General features: G+C 34.8%; 14 protein-coding genes and 1 other annotated feature (1 of these 15 only partly in view). Of the genes, 5 read left to right on the plus strand and 9 right to left on the minus strand.

Annotated features, from left to right (window positions below):
• Positions 1 to 26, minus strand: a binding site (T-box leader); it reaches 185 nt to the left of the window's first position.
• The 5 genes from gltX to ACTJFD_RS01300 form a co-directional block, all read right to left on the minus strand.
• A complete protein-coding gene (gene gltX, locus ACTJFD_RS01280) occupies positions 23 to 1,486 on the minus strand; it encodes a glutamate--tRNA ligase (protein ID WP_442259225.1) in 1,464 nt (487 codons plus the stop codon). It overlaps the preceding feature by 4 nt.
• A gap of 95 nt (positions 1,487 to 1,581) precedes the next feature.
• Positions 1,582 to 2,649 (minus strand): PIN/TRAM domain-containing protein, encoded by a 1,068-nt coding sequence (locus tag ACTJFD_RS01285; RefSeq protein WP_442259372.1) that lies wholly within the window; start codon positions 2,647 to 2,649, stop codon positions 1,582 to 1,584.
• Between the two features lie 45 nt (positions 2,650 to 2,694).
• Positions 2,695 to 4,065, minus strand: coding sequence for a DNA repair protein RadA (gene radA / locus ACTJFD_RS01290; protein WP_442259226.1), 1,371 nt, complete (start codon positions 4,063 to 4,065; stop codon positions 2,695 to 2,697).
• A 54-nt stretch (positions 4,066 to 4,119) separates the two neighbouring features.
• Complete coding sequence (locus ACTJFD_RS01295; protein ID WP_442259227.1) at positions 4,120 to 4,647, minus strand: dUTP diphosphatase; 528 nt, start codon at positions 4,645 to 4,647, stop codon at positions 4,120 to 4,122.
• Positions 4,648 to 4,767: 120 nt separating this feature from the next.
• Positions 4,768 to 6,747, minus strand: coding sequence for a KUP/HAK/KT family potassium transporter (locus tag ACTJFD_RS01300; RefSeq protein ID WP_442259373.1), 1,980 nt, complete (start codon positions 6,745 to 6,747; stop codon positions 4,768 to 4,770).
• A gap of 435 nt (positions 6,748 to 7,182) precedes the next feature.
• Between ACTJFD_RS01300 and proB the strand changes: the two genes are divergently transcribed.
• The 4 genes from proB (at position 7,183) to ACTJFD_RS01320 (ending at position 12,584) form a co-directional block, all read left to right on the plus strand.
• A complete protein-coding gene (gene proB / locus ACTJFD_RS01305) occupies positions 7,183 to 7,989 on the plus strand; it encodes a glutamate 5-kinase (RefSeq protein ID WP_442259228.1) in 807 nt (268 codons plus the stop codon).
• A gap of 14 nt (positions 7,990 to 8,003) precedes the next feature.
• Complete coding sequence (locus tag ACTJFD_RS01310; RefSeq protein ID WP_442259229.1) at positions 8,004 to 9,251, plus strand: glutamate-5-semialdehyde dehydrogenase; 1,248 nt, start codon at positions 8,004 to 8,006, stop codon at positions 9,249 to 9,251.
• 177 nt (positions 9,252 to 9,428) lie between these two features.
• Positions 9,429 to 12,080 (plus strand): YfhO family protein, encoded by a 2,652-nt coding sequence (locus ACTJFD_RS01315; protein ID WP_442259374.1) that lies wholly within the window; start codon positions 9,429 to 9,431, stop codon positions 12,078 to 12,080.
• 132 nt (positions 12,081 to 12,212) lie between these two features.
• Positions 12,213 to 12,584 (plus strand): iron chaperone, encoded by a 372-nt coding sequence (locus ACTJFD_RS01320; protein WP_442259230.1) that lies wholly within the window; start codon positions 12,213 to 12,215, stop codon positions 12,582 to 12,584.
• Here the strand turns inward: ACTJFD_RS01320 and ACTJFD_RS01325 are convergent.
• The 3 genes from ACTJFD_RS01325 to ACTJFD_RS01335 all read right to left on the minus strand — a co-directional run bounded on the left by ACTJFD_RS01325 (position 12,581) and on the right by ACTJFD_RS01335 (position 14,579).
• The gene (locus tag ACTJFD_RS01325) at positions 12,581 to 13,060 is read right to left on the minus strand and encodes a VanZ family protein (protein ID WP_442259231.1); all 480 of its coding nucleotides are present in this window, start codon (positions 13,058 to 13,060) and stop codon (positions 12,581 to 12,583) included. The genes ACTJFD_RS01320 and ACTJFD_RS01325 overlap by 4 nt on opposite strands.
• 267 nt (positions 13,061 to 13,327) lie before the next feature.
• Positions 13,328 to 13,792 carry a Dps family protein gene (locus ACTJFD_RS01330; RefSeq protein WP_442259232.1) on the minus strand — a complete coding sequence of 155 codons (465 nt, stop codon included), beginning with the start codon at positions 13,790 to 13,792 and terminating at the stop codon, positions 13,328 to 13,330.
• A 43-nt stretch (positions 13,793 to 13,835) separates the two neighbouring features.
• Entirely contained in the window at positions 13,836 to 14,579 is a 744-nt protein-coding gene (locus ACTJFD_RS01335) for a DUF5105 domain-containing protein (protein WP_442259233.1), read from the minus strand.
• Positions 14,580 to 14,706: 127 nt separating this feature from the next.
• Here ACTJFD_RS01335 and ACTJFD_RS01340 point away from each other — a divergent pair, with 127 nt between their 5' ends.
• A complete protein-coding gene (locus ACTJFD_RS01340) occupies positions 14,707 to 15,408 on the plus strand; it encodes a prepilin peptidase (protein ID WP_442259234.1) in 702 nt (233 codons plus the stop codon).
• Positions 15,409 to 15,463: 55 nt separating this feature from the next.
• On the opposite strand, the gene rpoC is transcribed toward ACTJFD_RS01340, so the two are convergent.
• On the minus strand, positions 15,464 to 19,111 hold the full coding sequence (gene rpoC, locus ACTJFD_RS01345; RefSeq protein ID WP_442259235.1) for a DNA-directed RNA polymerase subunit beta': 3,648 nt from the start codon (positions 19,109 to 19,111) through the stop codon (positions 15,464 to 15,466).
• Between the last annotated feature and the right edge of the window lie 52 nt (positions 19,112 to 19,163).

Here is a 19,163-nt window from a genome sequence, read left to right on the forward strand (position 1 = left end):
CTTACTTTTCTTATCAATGTATTTATTGGTTCGATTGATTTAAATGATCTAAGACTTTTTCTTTTCCTAATAATAAAATGGTTTCTGCTAATTCAGGACCATGCATTTGACCACTAACAGCCACACGAATTGGCATAAATAAGTTTTTACCTTTTACGCCAGTTTCTTTCTGAACCGCTTTAATGGCTGCTTTAATACTAGGAACATCTAGATCTTCCATTGCTTTAATTTGTTCTGTGAAAGCTGCTAAAACAACAGGCACTGTTTCACCTGCCAAGACTTCTTTAGCTGCTTCATCAAGTGTTAATGTATCGTTAAAGAATAGTTGTGATAATTCAACAATTTCTGCTGCATAACTCATTTGTGGTTGATATAAACTCACTAACTCTTCCACCCAAGTATGACGCTCTGGCGACAAGTTTTTCTCAATTAAATTAGCTTCAACTAAATGTGGAATACACATTTCAGTAAAATCTTTCAATTCAATTTTTTTAAGGTATTGGTTACTTACCCATTCTAATTTTTTGCTGTCAAAAGCAGCTGGTGACTTGCTTAGACGATCAGCATCAAACATCTCGATTAATTCTTGTTGAGTAAAAATTTCATCTTCTCCTACTGGAGACCAACCAAGTAATGAAATAAAGTTAAACATTCCTTCAGGAAGATAACCTAAATCACGGTACTGTTCAATAAATTGTAAAATCGTTTCATCACGTTTACTTAATTTTTTACCCGTTGCACTGTTAATAATCAACGTCATGTGACCAAAAATTGGGGGAACCCAACCTAATGCTTCATAAATCATCAATTGTTTTGGTGTATTGGCAATATGATCATCTCCACGTAAAACATGGGTAATTTCCATTAAATGGTCATCCACTGAAACAGCAAAGTTGTACGTTGGCATGCCGTCACGTTTTTGAATAACAAAATCGCCACCAACACTGTCTGATTCAAAGGTTATTTTCCCTTTAACTAAATCATCAAAACTATATTCTGTTGCTCTTGGAACTCGGAAGCGAACAACTGGTACTAGACCGGCTGCTTCTTTTTCTGCTTGTTCTGCAGGAGTAAGATGCGCACATTTGCCAGAGTAACGAGGGATTTCGCCACGTCCCTGTTGAACTTCACGATCTGCTTCTAATTCTTCTTCCGTACAGTAACATTTGTATGCTAAGTTACTTGCTAATAATTGATCAATCAAGGGTTGATAAATTTCTTTACGTTCTGATTGACGATAAGGGCCATATTTTCCTGGTTTAGCTGGAGACTCATCCCAATCAATATTTAACCATTCTAAATTTTCTAACTGGCTTCTTTCTCCGCCTTCGATATTACGTTTTAAATCAGTGTCTTCAATACGAATAATGAAGTCACCACCATGATGTCTTGCAAACAAATAGTTGAATAATGCTGTCCGGGCATTTCCAATATGTAGATGACCCGTTGGACTTGGTGCATATCTAACACGTACTTTTTTTGTCATGAGATTACCTTCCTTATATATAATAGTCTAGTTGTTAATGTATCATCCTAAATTTTACATTCATTTTGTTGAATAGTAAAGGGTTGTCATTGGTTTTATTGATTTATTGTTGTTTGTGAGTGGGACGGTTTCGCAAATATCATTCGGCCTGCTGCCGTTTGAAGCGCACTTGTCACAATCACATTGATTTTTTCATTCATAAAATGTTTTCCATCTTCGACGACAACCATGGTTCCGTCATCAAGATAAGCAACGCCCTGTTGACGTTCCGTCCCGTCCTTCATTACAATAACATCCATCGTTTCCCCTGGAATAACAACAGGTTTAATCGCATTAGCTAGAGCATTAATATTAAAAACAGGCACATTTTGGAACTCACAAACTTTATTTAAATTAAAATCATTGGTAACAACAATCCCATCTAAAACTTTTGCTAATTTAACCAACTTCGTATCCACTTCTTGAATATCATCAAAATCACCTTCATACATCTCAACACTTATTGAGGGTTCTTTTTGAAGTTCATTTAAAATATCTAAACCTCGTCGCCCTCTCACGCGTTTCATACTGTCGCCAGAATCCGCAATATATTGTAGTTCATATAATACAAATTTAGGGATTAGTAGCGTTCCTTCAATAAAACCAGTTCGAGCAACATCATAGATTCGACCATCAATAATGACACTTGTATCTAATATTTTATATTTTCTAAAATGTTCCCCTGCTTTTCGCTCTAATATTTCCTCAGTCCCTTTTTTAGGACGTGGAGCAAACATTTTTTTAAACTCCTCTGTTTTGGTTGTTCCAACTCGTGCTCCAATAAAACCTAAAACAACCATCATCAAACTTGGTAAGATAATATTTAAATAAGCAACCTTAATAGAATATAATGGGATTGATAACAACGCACCCAATAATAAACCTACAATAGCACTCAAACTACCAAAAATTAAGTCTGATAAACTCTGTTCGTTAATAAATTTTTCTATTTTTTTTAATATTTTAGCAAAATAGTCGTAAGTTAGGCTTGATAGAATAAGAAAAATAATGGCACCGATAATACCCATGACAACTTCATTGCTTAAAAATGAGTGGTCATCTAATCCAGCTAATTCTAAAAAAACAGGTAAAAAGCCCACTCCTAAACTAAATCCTAAAGCCATTAAGACAATTGTATATATTTTTTTCAATCTTTTTCCTCCTCTCTTCTACTTGAAAACCTTCTTTAATACTTCAGAAACGGTAGTAACACCGATGATTTTAATATCTGTCGGCACGTTCCATCCTTGTAAATTATTCTTTGGAACATACATCTTTTTAAACCCTAACTTTTTAGCTTCTGACACACGCTGTTCAATTCGATTCACGCGTCTAATTTCTCCTGTTAAACCAATTTCACCGACAAAACATTCATGAACAGAGGTCTCTTTTTCCTTATAGCTAGAAGCGATACTTACCGCAATTGCTAAATCAATAGCAGGTTCATCTAATTTGACACCACCCGCTGCTTTTAAATATGCATCTTGATTTTGCAATAATAGACCTGCTCGTTTTTCTAAAACAGCCATAATCAATGAAACCCGATTATAATCTAATCCTGTCGCTGTTCGTTTAGCATTACCAAAGATTGATGGCGTAATCAACGCTTGAACCTCCGCCAAAATCGGTCGCGTACCTTCCATTGAACAGACAATCGCAGACCCCGTCGCTCCATCTAATCGTTCTTCTAAAAAAGCTTCAGAAGGGTTTAAAACTTCAACTAAACCTTGTTCACGCATTTCAAAAATCCCAATCTCATTCGTCGAACCAAAGCGATTTTTCACCGCACGCAAAATTCTAAAAGTATGATGACGTTCACCTTCAAAATAAAGAACAGTGTCCACCATGTGCTCTAACATCCTCGGTCCCGCTAACGAGCCTTCCTTTGTCACATGCCCCACAATAAAGATGGCAACTTGGTTTGACTTAGCGACTTGCATCAATTCGGCCGTTGTTTCTCTAACTTGACTGACACTTCCTGCTGCACTATTTAAATCTGGATTAATCATCGTTTGAATTGAATCAATAATCACATAGTCTGGGGCCAAATTTTCTATCGTTTGTTTAATTGCCGACATATCTGTTTCTGCATACACATAAAAATCATTATCACTATCGCTCAAACGTTCCGCTCGCATTTTAATTTGTTGCGCACTTTCTTCTCCAGAGACATATAATACGGTTCCTTCAAGCTTACTCAACTGTTGCGAAACTTGCAGGAGCAAGGTCGATTTCCCTATCCCAGGATCTCCACCAATTAAAACTAGTGAACCTGGAACAACCCCACCACCAAGGACTCGGTTTAATTCACCAAGCTCGGTTTTAATTCGTGTTTCTTTCTGCTGAATGACTTGACCTAATTTTTCTGGTTTCGTCCGTTCTCCCTTTAAACTCACGCGACTATGTCTGGTTGTTTTCTCTTGAATTAGTTCTTCAACTAATGTATTCCATTCACCACAGTTGGGGCATCTCCCTAAGTACATCGGCGAGACATAGCCACACGATTGACAAAGAAATTCTGATTTAACTTTTTTTGCCATAAAATCTCCTCACTTTGTTTAAGACACTTTTATTCTAACATAAATGTTCGTTTTCTAGTTGCCAGAGGAGCCAAACCCACCGTCTCTTTGCTTTGTAGGTCCATCATTATCTGCTTTTAAGAAAGGCAGAAAAATCCCCTGACCAATTCGTTCACCTTTTTTTATCGTCACATCTGTTAAACCGAAGTTGATAAATTGAAACATGATGTGTCCTTCATTTGAGGCATTATTATAATAGTCACTATCAATAATCCCAACACCATTTCCTAGTAATAAAAAACGTTTTAAAGGATTACTAGAACGATTACATAACTGTAAAAATTCTTCGGGTTGCATATATGCTTTAACGCCTGTTGGGACAAGAACCGGTTTTAATTCTTTTTTTAATTCCTCATCGACTAAGCTTTTCTCACCTTTTAAAACAGCTTTTAAACTCAGTGCAATCCCTTTTTTCCAAATACTTGGAATAACAACCTCATCAGCTGCTTCAAAATCATAACCAGCAGCATCATGTGTTGCACGCTGCGGTAAATTAATTTTATCGAACGTTGTTACTTGTTCGAAACCACGAATTTTCGACATTTTTTTGTCTCCCTACTTTTTAGTAATAGCTTATTAATTATAGCAAAATAAAAAGAGTAAGTCTGTCTAATTCAAACAAACTTACCCAAAAAATCTTGTTTTAGTAATCAAAATCTAACTTTATTCATCTTCATCATCATCGTCTTCTTCAAAATTATCCACTTGAATTTTAGTCAATTTAGATAACCGTTTTTCCTTACCTACAATCAATGGAACATGTTCAAAGATAACATCACTATATTCCAATCCGAACCATCTTGCAGGATCGAAGGCAATTTTTTTTATCCCTAATTTAATTTGCATGACCAAAGTATCTAACGTACTTAATGATGTCACTCGAGTTAACTCTTCTTTAATGAGGACAAATGCAAAATCACCCACCTCACGTCCAGGTGTAATGGTGTATTGTTGAGGTTGTTTTGGTAATTGACCTGATTCCATTAAATCATGAACAATTTGCCTTAAATAAACATTCACTTCTTGATTTACTCTAAAACCTAAACGCAGTTGAACATTGACGATGTAATCCGTCCCCATCATATCGACATAGTAGTCTTTCGTATACGGTTGATCGGTAACAAAAACATTCACAAACCAATAAACTTTTGCTCGTTTTGGTCGTTTATCAAGAATAGAATAAACAATATCTCGGCCTACTTGATGCCCTTTAATTTTAGAAGTTAAAAAAACGATATTGGTTTGGTATTGTGGAATATTATGATCTTGACTTAAAGCACCTAATTGCTCTACATAATCGCAAAGTGACACTCGATCAGAACTTTTTTCTTGAATAATACTTCCTCGATGCCAAATTAACATAATCAACAGAATGATAACTGCCATTAAAATCGCTACATAACCACCATGCATAAATTTAGTCGCACTCGAAATAAAAAAGATTGTTTCAATACTTGCAAAGAAAACAAAAATGCCAAAAGCTACGATTTTTGGTGCTTTATTTTGTAATAGGTAGAAAAGTAATAAAACCGTGGTCATTAACATAGTAATCGTAATCGCTAAACCATAAGCAGCTTCCATATGTGCTGAGGTTCTAAAAGTCACTACTATACTTAAACATCCTATTAAAAGCAAAGTATTCACAACAGGGATATAAAGTTGTCCCTTTTGATCGGTTGGATAAACAATCCTTAAACGTGGTAATAAACGTAATTTGATGGCTTCTGAAACTAAAGTATACGAACCTGAAATTAAAGACTGAGAGGCAATCACTGCCGCCGCAGTCGCAAAAACAACACCAACAACGGTTAATGATTTAGGCATCATTCTAAAAAAAGGATTCAACATTTCAATTTCTTGATAAAAAGAATCCCCTTTCACTCGAATAATCCAAGCCGCTTGTCCAAAATAATTAAGAGTCAAACAAATTTTTATGTAAGGCCAACTAAAACGAATATTTTTTCGACCGGCATGCCCTAAATCTGAGTAGAGGGCCTCTGCTCCAGTTGTCGCTAAAAAAACACTTCCTAAAATAAAAACACCCATTTTATTTTCATCTGATAGCAAAATTTTTAAAGCATAGATTGGATTTAGAGCACGTAAAACGGTAATATCTTGCACAAAATTAAATAAACCAACCGCGCCTAAAAAGGTAAACCAAGCAAACATAATAGGGCCAAATGCAGTCCCTACTTTTTGAGTTCCAAAACGCTGAATCATAAACAAGGAGAATATAATTATCATCGTAATAATAACAATGACCTCTTGATTACTACCAAAACGTTGATAAAAGGCCGGAATTCCTCGTAAGCCTTCGATAGCCGTTGTCACAGTCACGGCTGGAGTTAAAACTCCATCTGCCAAAAGGGCTGCTCCACCAATCATTGCTGGGAAGACTAAAAACTTACTTGTTTTTTTTACCAAAGTATACAGCGAAAAAATACCACCTTCACCATGATTATCTGCGCTTAATGCAATCATCACATACTTGACTGTTGTGAGTAATGTCAGTGTCCAAAAAATCAGTGAAACTGCTCCTAAAATAAATTCTTCCGATATTTGATCTAGGCCACCATTTCCTTCAATTATCGCTTTCATAACATAAAGAGGACTCGTTCCTATATCACCATAGACAACCCCCATGGCAATTAGTGCTCCCCCTAATGTAAATTTATCCAAATTTGATTTTTTTACTGTACTTTCCACAATAACTTCCCTCTCACTTTCTCCAACTACTCTTTTTAACCATAAAAAACAAGGGACCATAAAAATATTTAATTTTTTTTTATGATATCTAAAAGCTAAGAGCAATTATACAACGATTCAATAAAAATACTAGTCATTTAAAGAATACAGTTTGATTACAAACTAAACAGTTATTTAATAAATGCTTATTTTTATAATAGGGCTATTGCTTTTGTTATTATATTATCCAGTTAACTTTTTTATATTTTGGGTTTTACCTTTAAAAAGAGATTTTTCATTCATTCTAATCTAGGTATCGATTAGCTTCACACAACATGATAGAATGAGAACTAGCTGAACTTTATCAGAAATTTTATAAAAAGGATGACTACTGTGAGAAAAACATTATCAACTGTTAAACGGGTTGTTGTCAAAGTTGGAACAAGTTCTCTCGTTCTAAAAAATGGCAAACTTAATTTAAAATCAATCGACCAATTAGCTTTCGTTTTAACGGCTTTGGTTAATCAAGACTACGAGGTAATTCTAGTTTCTTCTGGAGCCATTGGAGCTGGATTACAGTCGCTAGGTTTAACAAGTCGCCCCTCAACGATTGCAAAACAACAAGCCATCGCTGCCATTGGACAATCTGAGCTTATCAAAACTTATTCACAACGCTTTGAAAATTATAATCAACAAATTGCACAAGTTTTAATGACAAGGGATGTTGTCGATTTTCCTGAAAGTCGGAAAAATGTCATCAACACACTCGATGAACTTTTAAAGATGGGAATTATTCCCATTGTCAATGAAAATGATAGTGTTGCCGTTGAAGAATTAGATCACCAAACTAAATTTGGTGACAACGATCAGCTCTCTGCTATCGTTTCACAGCTGACCAAAGCGGATTTATTGATTATGTTATCAGATATTGATGGTTTTTATACTAATAACCCTCAAACTGATCCAGACGCTAAACTTTATACGCAGATTAACAAAATCACAGCTGATTTGAAAAAAGCAGCTGGAGGTGAAGGGAGTCGTTTTGGGACTGGCGGAATGGCTAGTAAGCTAAAAGCCGCTCAACGAATACTTGACTACTCTGGTCAAATGGTTCTTGCCAATGGGGAAGAACCAAGTATTATCTTTGATATTATTGAAGGTAAAACTATAGGATCACTTTTTTCAAATAAAATAAAATGAAAAGGAGCATTTAAATGTCACCATTAATTATTTTAGGAAAAAAAGCAAAGAAAGCCGCTCGTTTTTTAAGTCTTGCCACCACTAAAGAAAAAAATAAAGCACTTCAAACAATGGTTACCTATTTAGCCAAAGAAGAAGCAATGATCCTCTCAGCTAACAAGAAAGATATCCATGCAGCAAAAGAAAATGGCCTAACAGAGCCTATGATTGACCGCTTGGTCCTGACTAAAGAACGTTTGCAAGCTATGCAACAAGACATTCAAACGATTATTGATTTAGAAGATCCAATTGGTAACATGGATAAGGTTTGGAAAAATGAAGATGATTTAACCATTGGAAAACAAAGAGTACCTCTTGGTGTCGTTGGAATTATTTATGAGTCACGACCTAACGTTACAACTGATGCAGCTTGTCTCTGCTTTAAATCAGGAAATGCTATTATTTTACGCGGTGGAAAAGAAGCACTTCATTCAAATCAAGCACTTGTTTCTGTGATGCAACAAGCTTTAGCTAGTATTGATTTTCCAATCGATGCTATCCAATTAATCCAGGACACTTCAAGAGAAACCGCTCGCGAGTTTATGCAACTCAACGGATACCTTGATGTTCTTATCCCACGCGGCGGCGGTAACCTCATTAAAACAGTGGTCCAAACTGCCACTGTGCCGATAATTCAAACAGGAACAGGTAATTGCCATGTTTACGTTGACCAAGAAGCTCAAATCGAAATGGCTTTAGCGATTGTTGAAAATGGAAAATGCCAACGGCCGAGTGTCTGTAACGCCATCGAGACCCTTATTATTCACGAAAAAATAGCCCCTACTTTCTTACCTTTATTAGAAGAACGTTTAACTTCTTATCAAGTGGAACTCAGAGCTGATGTTGCTGCCCAAAAACACTTAAAAACAAGTCGTTTAGCAACGACTGAAGATTTTGAAACTGAATTTTTAGATTTTATTTTAGCAATTAAAACGGTTGGTTCACTTGATGAAGCGATTAACCATATTGAATTGTTTAGTTCTGGTCATTCAGAAGTCATCGTTACTGATAACTACTTCACTTCGCAGAACTTTGTAAATCAAGTGGATGCAGCTGCTGTTTATGTCAATGCTTCTTCTCGCTTTACCGATGGAAGTGTTTTTGGTTTTGGCGGAGAAATTGGGATTAGCACGCAAAAACTCCATGCTCGCGGACCTATGGGGTTAAATGAATTAACTTCAACTAAATACGTTATTCTTGGTAACGGACAAATCAGACGTTAATTTTTTCCATCAAGATATTGACAATAAAAAGACTACGACACCTTATTTATAAATTTGTCTTAGTCTTTTTATTGACATCATAAACACAGCTACTCATTTTAAACAATATCTTGTCTCTTTTGAATAATACAATGTGTTATAATAAATGACGTTAATTACTATAGGAGGAATTTTATGATGCGACAAGCAAGGAGAAAAAAGAAAAAACCCATTTGGGGATTTGGCCTCGCCGCCTTTTTAATTCCAGTACTTATTATGTTCTTTGTTTATTTAAGTTTAGGAATCTACTGGGGAAGCGCTCGAAGTATTCTAGCCAGTGATGCATTTTCCCAATTTTCAAATTTCCATGCCTCTTTCAACAATGCGATGCATGGAAAACAAAGCTTTCTTTATTCTTGGAATGCTTCATTAGGACTTAATTTTTGGTCTCTAATTTCTTATTATTTAGGAGGTATCTTCACGCCCATTGTTTTCTTTTTCAATAATGAAAACATACCCGATGTACTTTATTTATTAACGCTTTTAAAAATCGGTTCAGCAGGACTTGCTTTTTGGTTCTACGGAAAAAGTACTTTTAAAATCCAACAATGGAGTGTTTTAGCACTAAGTATTTGCTACGCTTTAATGTCTTTCATTACTACACAATCTGAACTCATCATGTGGCTGGACGCTTTTATCTACCTACCTTTGATTATTTTAGGGATTAATCGCATTTTTGAAGGAAAAAAACCAATCGTTTTATTTATTTCTTATTTAATTCTTTTCATTTCTAATTTTTACTTTGGTTTTATGATTGGTGTCTTTTCAGTCATCTACTTCTTCATTAAATGTTTATTAGAAAAAGGGAGTTTCAAAAAAGTCGTCTTTCCTTACTTCTTCACAGCCTTTGCTGCTGGGATTAGTTCAATGATTATGATACTACCTTCTGTTTTGGATTTAAGAAGCAATGGTGAAACACTCAGTAATCTTGCTAAACTAAAAACCGAAGGAACTGGTTTTTGGGATTTAGTGATTAAAAATATGATTGGTGTTTATGACACGACAAAATATGGTTCAATTCCCTTTATCTATGTTGGATTATTACCTTTAATTTTTTGTATTTTTTATTTCATTACTAAAAAAATACCTTTAAAAAATAAAATAGCCTATGGTGCTTTTTTAGGACTCTTTATTGCTAGCTTTTATTTAAATCCATTAAATTTATTCTGGCATGGATTCCATTTTCCTAACATGTTCCTTTTCCGTTTCAGCTTTTTATTTTCTTTTTTAGTTCTGATGCTTGCTGGTTACGGTTGGGAACAGTTTACTAAAGAAGATGGTATTTATTTTATAGGAATCGGTGTCATTCTAGGCGTTTTATTTGTCCTTGCTAAAGTAACGACACCACCTGAGAACTATGATTACGTCAAATATGAAGCGGTCTTACTTTCTATCTTATTCTTAGTTCTCTATATCTTAATTATGAGTTTATATCAACAAAACAAATTTTTAACTCGACATCTAGCCATTCTCCTTTTCTTTTTAATGAGTGGTGAAGCTTTTTTAAATACTAATTTTATGCTCAATGGTATTTTAGATGATTGGAACTATGCTTCTAGAAGCCTTTATTCTGGACCTTATCCAAGTATCGATGCTCTTGTTACTCGTGCTGAAAAGCAAAATAACGAAAAGTTTTATCGAATGGATTCAATTGATGGTGTCTCAGCTAACGATGGCTTTAATTATGGCTATAGTGGCGTTAGTATGTTTTCATCCATCCGAAATCGACACTCTTCCTCATTATTAAGCACTCTCGGTTTTCGCTCTCGAGGAACAAATTTAAATATCCGTTATCAAAATAATATGCTTTTAATGGACAGTCTTCTAGGAATCAAACATAATATTACTAAGGAAAAAATTAATAAATATGGATTCGATTTAGTTGAAAGTAAAGGTGATTATAAACTTTATGAAAATCAGTTAGCCCTTCCTTTAGGCATGTTAACCGATAAAGGTATTTATAAAGTTGCTTTACCGGAAACTGATAATTTAACAGCTCAAACAAATTTACTAAATCAACTCTCTGATTTTAATACTTCTTACTATAATTTTATTAAGCCAAATCTGATAAAAACAGAAAACACCAAAATTATTCCTGATGGCAAAAATAAAGTAATGTATCAAGAAGAAAAAGCCAATATCGGAAAGACATTAACTTTTGATGTTTTCGTCCCTGGTGGACAGCAAGCCTATATCAGTATCTTTCCAACTGATTTTGGAAAGCTTGAAAGTTCTAGCGTGAGTGTCACGACTCAAGGCCGAACACAAAAATCGCAACTTAGCATCACGGGTCAATATTATGATTTAGGCTATTTTGAAAAAGATTCGACGGTGCGCTTTTCTCTTGAATTCTATGGTACAAAAGAAATTAATCTCATCGAACCCACTGTGGTAACAATGGATGTGAATCGTTACACTTCTTCTATTAAACAAATTCAGAATAAAGGAATCGATTTTGAAGTAAGTAATCGAAAAGCAACGGCTCATGTTAACCTTCCAGAAAAACAGGTTCTCTTCACTACTATTCCTTTTGACAAAGGCTGGTCTGTTTCAATTGATGGTAAAAAAATCGCAACAAAAGATTTTCATGATGGTTTCTTAACTTTTGAAGTTCCTAAAGGCAAACATGATATCAAACTTTCTTATTTACCGCCTGGTTTTATTATCGGTGTTGTTTGTTTCTTCGGAGGCCTCACAAGCTTTATTGTTTATCTGTACTACACTGAAAAACAAAGAAAAAATCAGCTTCTTTCACACTCTCAAAATCAACGTCGTTCACGACGAGTATAATTAGAAACGCAGAAGTTTTAATTGAACTTCTGCGTTTCTACTTTTTTATAAAATTTGATGCTTTAAGGGCTTATATTTAGCATAGAATGTGTTTCTACTTTATAATACGATTAACTAAAGGAGGTTTTAAATTTGAGTTTTTTTAATAATTATCTTGATACATTAACAGATTCTTTGCAAAAAGAAAAAATGGAAACATTATTACAATGGATTTCACTAAATTTTCCGCAGTTAGAGCCACGCATCGCTTGGAAACAACCAATGTTTACTCATCATGAAACCTATATTATCGGGTTTAGCGTGGCTAAAAAACATTTAGCCATTGCTCCTGAGAAAAAAACAATACTTCTTTTTGAAGAACAAATTAAAAACTATCATTTTTCATACACACAACAACTGATTCGTGTCCCCTTAACCTCAGAACTTCCATTTGAACTACTAACTGAACTAATCGACTATAATTTAGAAGATAAAAAAGAGTGTCAAACTTTTTGGCGCCCTTAATTTAAGGAGAAGCTAGCAACCAGTGAAATCAAAAAATACAATAACCAATCTAAATTCTCACCTTGTTTTCGTTGGATTTGCCATTTAAAAATAAAACGTGCTAATAGCCAACCAATAATAACGCCTAAAGTATTCATTATCAAATCATTGATATCGGTATAGCGATATGGTGTAAATAACTGACCTCCTTCGATGAATAAAGAAAAACTCAACCCTGCGATAATCGTTGGAAACAAGTGCTGAAATCGTTGCCACATCACTGGTAAACTAACCCCCAGTGGAACAAAGAATAAAATATTTTGAAAACTTGATAAATCAACGCCCGCACTGAAAGGAATCAAGTTAAGTTTAGGTTGGTACAATGGTTGACCTAATTGAGTGAGTCGGTGAAGCTCCGATAAAGTTGGAAAACCTACAATTTCTGATAAAGCCATTGTTAGATAAAAGACTAACAAACAACTCCATAAATAATACAACGGCTGAAACGTACCTTTTTTTAAAAATAAATAAATAAATAAAAACAGTCAATAAACTAATTAAATAAACCAGGGTAATCTCCTCACTTTTTCCTATTCTCTAATCTATTCTTAGTATAATTATTTTATTAGCTAACAACCATTCAACTTTAGTCTTAAAAAATTAGACCAATCAATCCAACTAAAGTTTGATAAAAGTATTGATTTAAATTAAAAAAGAGAGCAATCAACTATTTGATTGCTCTCTTTTTTAATTTAAATTTATGATTAGCCTAATTTAGGTTCTTGACCCAATTCAGCATATAACATCCATAAGATTTTTTCGAATTCACCCTTCATACCAATAAAGATATCTTGTGTGACATGATCTGTTTCTTCGTCAGTCACTTCGATTGCTTTCGCACTTAATTCACGTAAATATTGGTATCCACTAATTAAAATATTTAGATGTTCTTCCATTGTTTTGTCATATGTTCCAGGTGCGTCTTCAATTTTAGTGTTTTCCATGAATTCCTTCAATGTTGAAAACGGACTACCACCTAATGTAATCAAACGCTCTGCTACAACATCTAGCTGATCATTGATTCCATCCATATACTCATCCATTTTGGGATGCATTACTAAGAAGCCTTGTCCTCTCATAAACCAATGAGTTTGGTGAATCACAACAGAAAATTGGCTCAAATCTGCGACCGCTTGATTCAAAATTGCTTTAGTTTTTACATTACTCATTAACAATTCCTCCTTTGATTTCTAATCTTATAGTAACACTTTTTCACTCAAAAAAGAAACAAAAACAACTATAGTTTTTTTCAGCTGTCTTTATCGCTTGTTCGATTGCTTGTTCAGTTTCTCGATCATAAGACGCATCATCATTAACACCTGAAATGAAAGACAACATTAATTCATTAACTGCTTGATCTTGATTTGATTTTAACATCCACTTATCTTTTTGTTTAACAAAACTCAATTCAACAGTGACTGCCGTTTTTTTAGTTTCTGCTTTATTTAACGCAGATAAGAACCCACTTATAACAGCTTCCTCAGATTCTTTATTCTCTTTTTCAATTCCTTCATTGACCGTCATTAATTCAATAATATTTCCAAGCGTATTCTCAATGACTTTTGCATAATCTAACCCTCTAATTTCATAAACAACAGTCATTTCATTTTCTGTTTCTTCCTGAATCCGCAATTCATATTCTGATTTTTTTTGGACTGCTTCCATTAAACTACTCGCAAGTTTTTCTTTATCTTTTTCTGATAATTCACCTACAACAGGATCAAACACATCCGAAAAATGAGTTTGAAAAGAATTAATTTTCACTCGTAATTGTTTTTCCAAAATTTTACCATCAACAAAATAATCTCTAAATTCCCCACTATCTTCATAATAAATAAAGTTATTAACAAATGTTTCCCCAATTTTTTCTGGTGTTAATTCTTTTGATTGACAGCCCCCCAAAATAAACAATAAAAATAACACTAATGCTAAAACTATCGATTTAAATTTTTTCATGCTCTGTCTCCCTATTATCTTCATATATTAAATTTAACACAAATTAACAATTTATGTTCTTTTTTAACGAAAATTATTATTTTTTTGCGTAGTTTATTATAAAACAACAGAAAGAAGAGATATCATCATGGCTGTTATCATTTTTTATCTTGGCTGTTTATTAGGCTCATTTTTAGCTTTTTTAGCCCAACACCTTCCGTTAAAACAACCAATTTTTTTAACTCGTTCACATTGTAATCACTGTGGACATCTTTTAACTTTTTTTGATTTACTTCCTTTAGTTTCACTTATCCACAATAAAAACAAATGTCGCTATTGCCAAACACCGATTTCTCTCGAGCATTCCCTTTTTGAAGTAGCTACTGGTCTTACTTTTTGCTATTTTTATTATCAAATACTTACTTGGTATAGTTTTCTCCATTTTTTAATGACTTTAATGCTTTTAACTCTTAGTTTAACTGATTACCTCTACGGTCTTGTTGAACCCAAAATATTTTATTCTTTTAGCTTGTTGATAACTATTCTTTTCTTTTGGAATTCCCCCTTCAAATTAATCATTTTTTTACCACCTTTGTTGATGACTTTATTTTTTTCTATCTATTGTTATTTTTATCCACAAAAAATTGGAGGTGGCGACATTCGATTGCTTCTTTTTTTCGCTTTTATCCTTGGTTTTACACAAACACTGTGGATAACTTTTATCGCCTCATTAACTGCTTTACTTTTTAGTATTGCTCTTTTACTATTCCAACACAAAATGCCCCATTCAATCCCATTTATTCCTTTTTTGACTTTTGGGTTTATCTGTACTTGTTTCTATTTATTTTAGAAAAAAAAAGTCATGTAATAATTTTCATTATTACATGACCTTTAGTTATCTTATTTTATTGTCCTTTTAAAGCATCGGCTGCAGCCATTTGAGCTTCAATGTCACTAATGCTATAAACATTTTCACTCGCCACGCCAACTTCTTTAGGTTCCATGTTACGGTATTTTGGCATACCCGTACCGGCAGGTATAATCTTACCGATAATAACATTTTCTTTAAGACCCAATAAGTGGTCTTTTTTGCCTCTGATTGCCGCATCCGTTAACACACGTGTTGTTTCTTGGAAAGAAGCGGCAGATAAGAAACTATTTGTTTCAAGTGATGCTTTTGTAATTCCTAATAATACCGGGCGACTTGTTGCAGGAGAGCCTCCACTTACTAATGTATCATAGTTACGATCTGTAAAGGCTCCAATATCCATTAACGTCCCTGGTAAAATATCAGAATCACCTGGATCCATGACACGAACTTTACGTAACATTTGACGAACCATTACTTCAATATGTTTATCTCCAATTTCTACCCCTTGCATACGGTATACTTTTTGGACTTCTTTCAGTAGATAGTTCTCAACTGTTAAAACATCTTTAACTGTTAATAATTGTTTTGGATCGATTGAACCTTCTGTTAATGGAGCCCCACGATCAATCAAATCTCCTTCAGCTACCTTCAAACGGGCAGTAAATGGTACGTCGTAAGTTCTTGTATCGGTATTCCCTTTAACAATCACTTGTTTTGTACGATCTGCTGGATCTTCTGTCACTTCAATAACTTCTCCCGCTACTTCAGAAATAACAGCAACCCCTTTAGGATTACGAGCTTCAAAGATTTCTTGGATACGAGGTAAACCTTGAGTAATATCATCTCCGGCAACCCCACCCGTATGGAAAGTACGCATTGTTAACTGAGTACCTGGTTCACCAATCGATTGAGCAGCAATCGTACCAACTGCCTCTCCAACTTCAACTTCAGAACCAGTCGCTAAGTTACGACCATAACAATGTTTACAGACACCATGTTTTGTATTACATGTAAAGACTGAACGGATTGTTATTTCTTCAATTCCTGCTTCAATAATTTGTTTTGAAATATCTTCAGTAATGAGTTCATTTCTTCCAATGATTATTTCACCTGTTTCAGGGTGAAGAATTGATCGACGAGTATAACGACCTAAAATACGTTCTTCAAGAGTTTCAATGATTTCATTGCCCTCTTTGATCGCACGAATATCTAAACCACGGTCTGTTCCACAATCTGTTTCACGAATGATAACATCTTGAGCAACGTCTACTAGACGACGAGTTAAGTAACCTGAATCGGCTGTTTTAAGGGCCGTATCCGTCATACCTTTACGCGCACCGTGAGTTGAGATGAACATTTCTAAGACCGTTAAACCTTCACGAAAGTTAGAAACAATCGGTAACTCCATGATACGTCCATTTGGAGCTGCCATCAAACCACGCATACCTGCTAATTGAGTAAAGTTTGAGATGTTACCACGCGCTCCAGAATCACTCATCATGAAGATTGGGTTACGATCATCTAAACTTTCCATCAGTTTAATTTGGATAGCATCTTTTGTTGAATTCCAAACAGCAATAACACGTTCATATCGTTCGTCATCAGTAATTAAACCACGACGGAACTGTTTTGTAATTTTTTCCACTTGTTCATGGGCTTTATCAATTAAATCTTTTTTCTCATGTAAGACTACGATATCCGCAATCCCAACTGTCATCCCTGCATAAGTTGAGTGCTTATAACCTAAGTCCTTCATTCTATCTAACATTTTTGAAGTTTCTGTAATTTTAAATCGTTTGAAGACTTCAGCAATGATATTACCAAGATTTTTCTTCTTGAATGGTCCAATTGGTGTTTGTTCTTTAATATAAGCTGGAATATCTGTTCCTGCTTCTACAAAGTATTTATCTGGTGTTTTAATTGTTAAGTTTTCATCTGTTGGTTCATTTAAATATGGGAATTCTGGTGGCATAATTTCATTAAAAATTGCTTTACCAGCTGTAGTAATGAGCATACGTTCTCTTTGCCATTCTGTAAATGGTTTTTCAGGCATTGAACTCGTTGAAAGACCAATACGTGAATGTAAGTGAACATAGCCATTACGCCATGCTAAGACAATCTCATCTAAATTACGGAAAATCATTCCTTCGCCAACTTGTCCAGGTTCTTCCATTGTCAAATAATAGTTTCCTAAAACCATATCTTGAGATGGCGTAACTACTGGTTTTCCATCTTTAGGGTTTAGGATATTTTGTGCTGCAAGCATTAGCATACGAGCTTCAGCTTGAGCTTCTTCATTTAAAGGAACGTGAACGGCCATTTGGTCCCCATCAAAATCGGCATTATAAGCCTCACAAACTAATGGGTGAAGACGAATCGCGCGTCCTTCAACTAAGACAGGCTCAAACGCTTGAATACCAAGTCTATGCAATGTAGGTGCTCGGTTAAGTAATACTGGATGTTCTTTGATTACATCTTCTAAGACATCCCAAACTGCATCTTCTTGACGTTCAATTTGGCGTTTTGCATTTTTAATGTTATTCGCAATTTCGCGTTTAACTAATTCATGCATCACAAAAGGTTTGAATAATTCAATGGCCATTTCTTTTGGCAGACCACATTGGTACATTTTTAAGAAAGGTCCAACAACGATTACTGAACGACCAGAGTAATCCACACGTTTACCTAATAAGTTTTGACGGAAACGACCTTGTTTCCCTTTCAACATATGAGATAGAGATTTCAACGGACGGTTACCAGGTCCAGTAACTGGACGGCCACGACGACCATTATCAATTAACGCATCCACTGCTTCTTGAAGCATACGCTTTTCATTTTGAACAATAATCCCTGGTGCATTTAAATCTAATAAACGTTTCAAACGATTATTACGGTTAATGACACGACGATATAAGTCATTCAAATCACTTGTTGCGAAACGACCACCTTCTAATTGAACCATAGGACGTAAGTCAGGAGGAATGATTGGAACAACGTCCATAACCATCCACTCAGGATTATTTCCAGAGGTTCTAAAGGCTTCTAAAATATCAAGACGACGAATCGCACGCGTTCTTTTTTGACCTTGTGCTGTTTTTAAATCTTCTTTAAGTCCAGCAACTTCTTTTTCTAACTCAACATCTTCTAATAAGCGTTTGATCGCTTCGGCTCCCATACTCGCTTGGAAACCTTGACCATATTGAAGACGTTTTTCACGATATTCACGTTCTGTTAGTAATTGTTTTTTTTCTAAAGAAGTATCTCCTGCTTCCGTTACAACATAAGAAGCAAAATAGATTATCTCCTCTAGTGCACGTGGACTCATATCTAATACAAGCCCCATACGACTAGGAATCCCTTTAAAATACCAAATATGAGTTACTGGAGCAGCTAACTCGATATGTCCCATACGTTCACGACGAACTTTAGAACGAGTCACTTCAACTCCACAACGGTCACATACGATTCCTTTATAGCGAATACGTTTATATTTACCACAAGAGCATTCCCAGTCCTTAGTAGGACCGAAAATACGCTCGCAGAAAAGACCATCACGTTCAGGTTTTAGTGTACGGTAATTGATAGTTTCCGGTTTTTTCACTTCACCATACGACCAGCTTCTAATTTTTTCAGAAGAAGCTAATCCAATTTGCATACTTTCAAATTTATTTACATCGATCAAAAGATGTCCCTCCGTTTCTTTATCTATCAGAATAACAGGCTTTGTCGTTAAT

The sequence above is a fragment of the Vagococcus sp. genome, assembly GCF_052102835.1.
In the GTDB taxonomy this organism is placed as follows: domain Bacteria; phylum Bacillota; class Bacilli; order Lactobacillales; family Vagococcaceae; genus Vagococcus.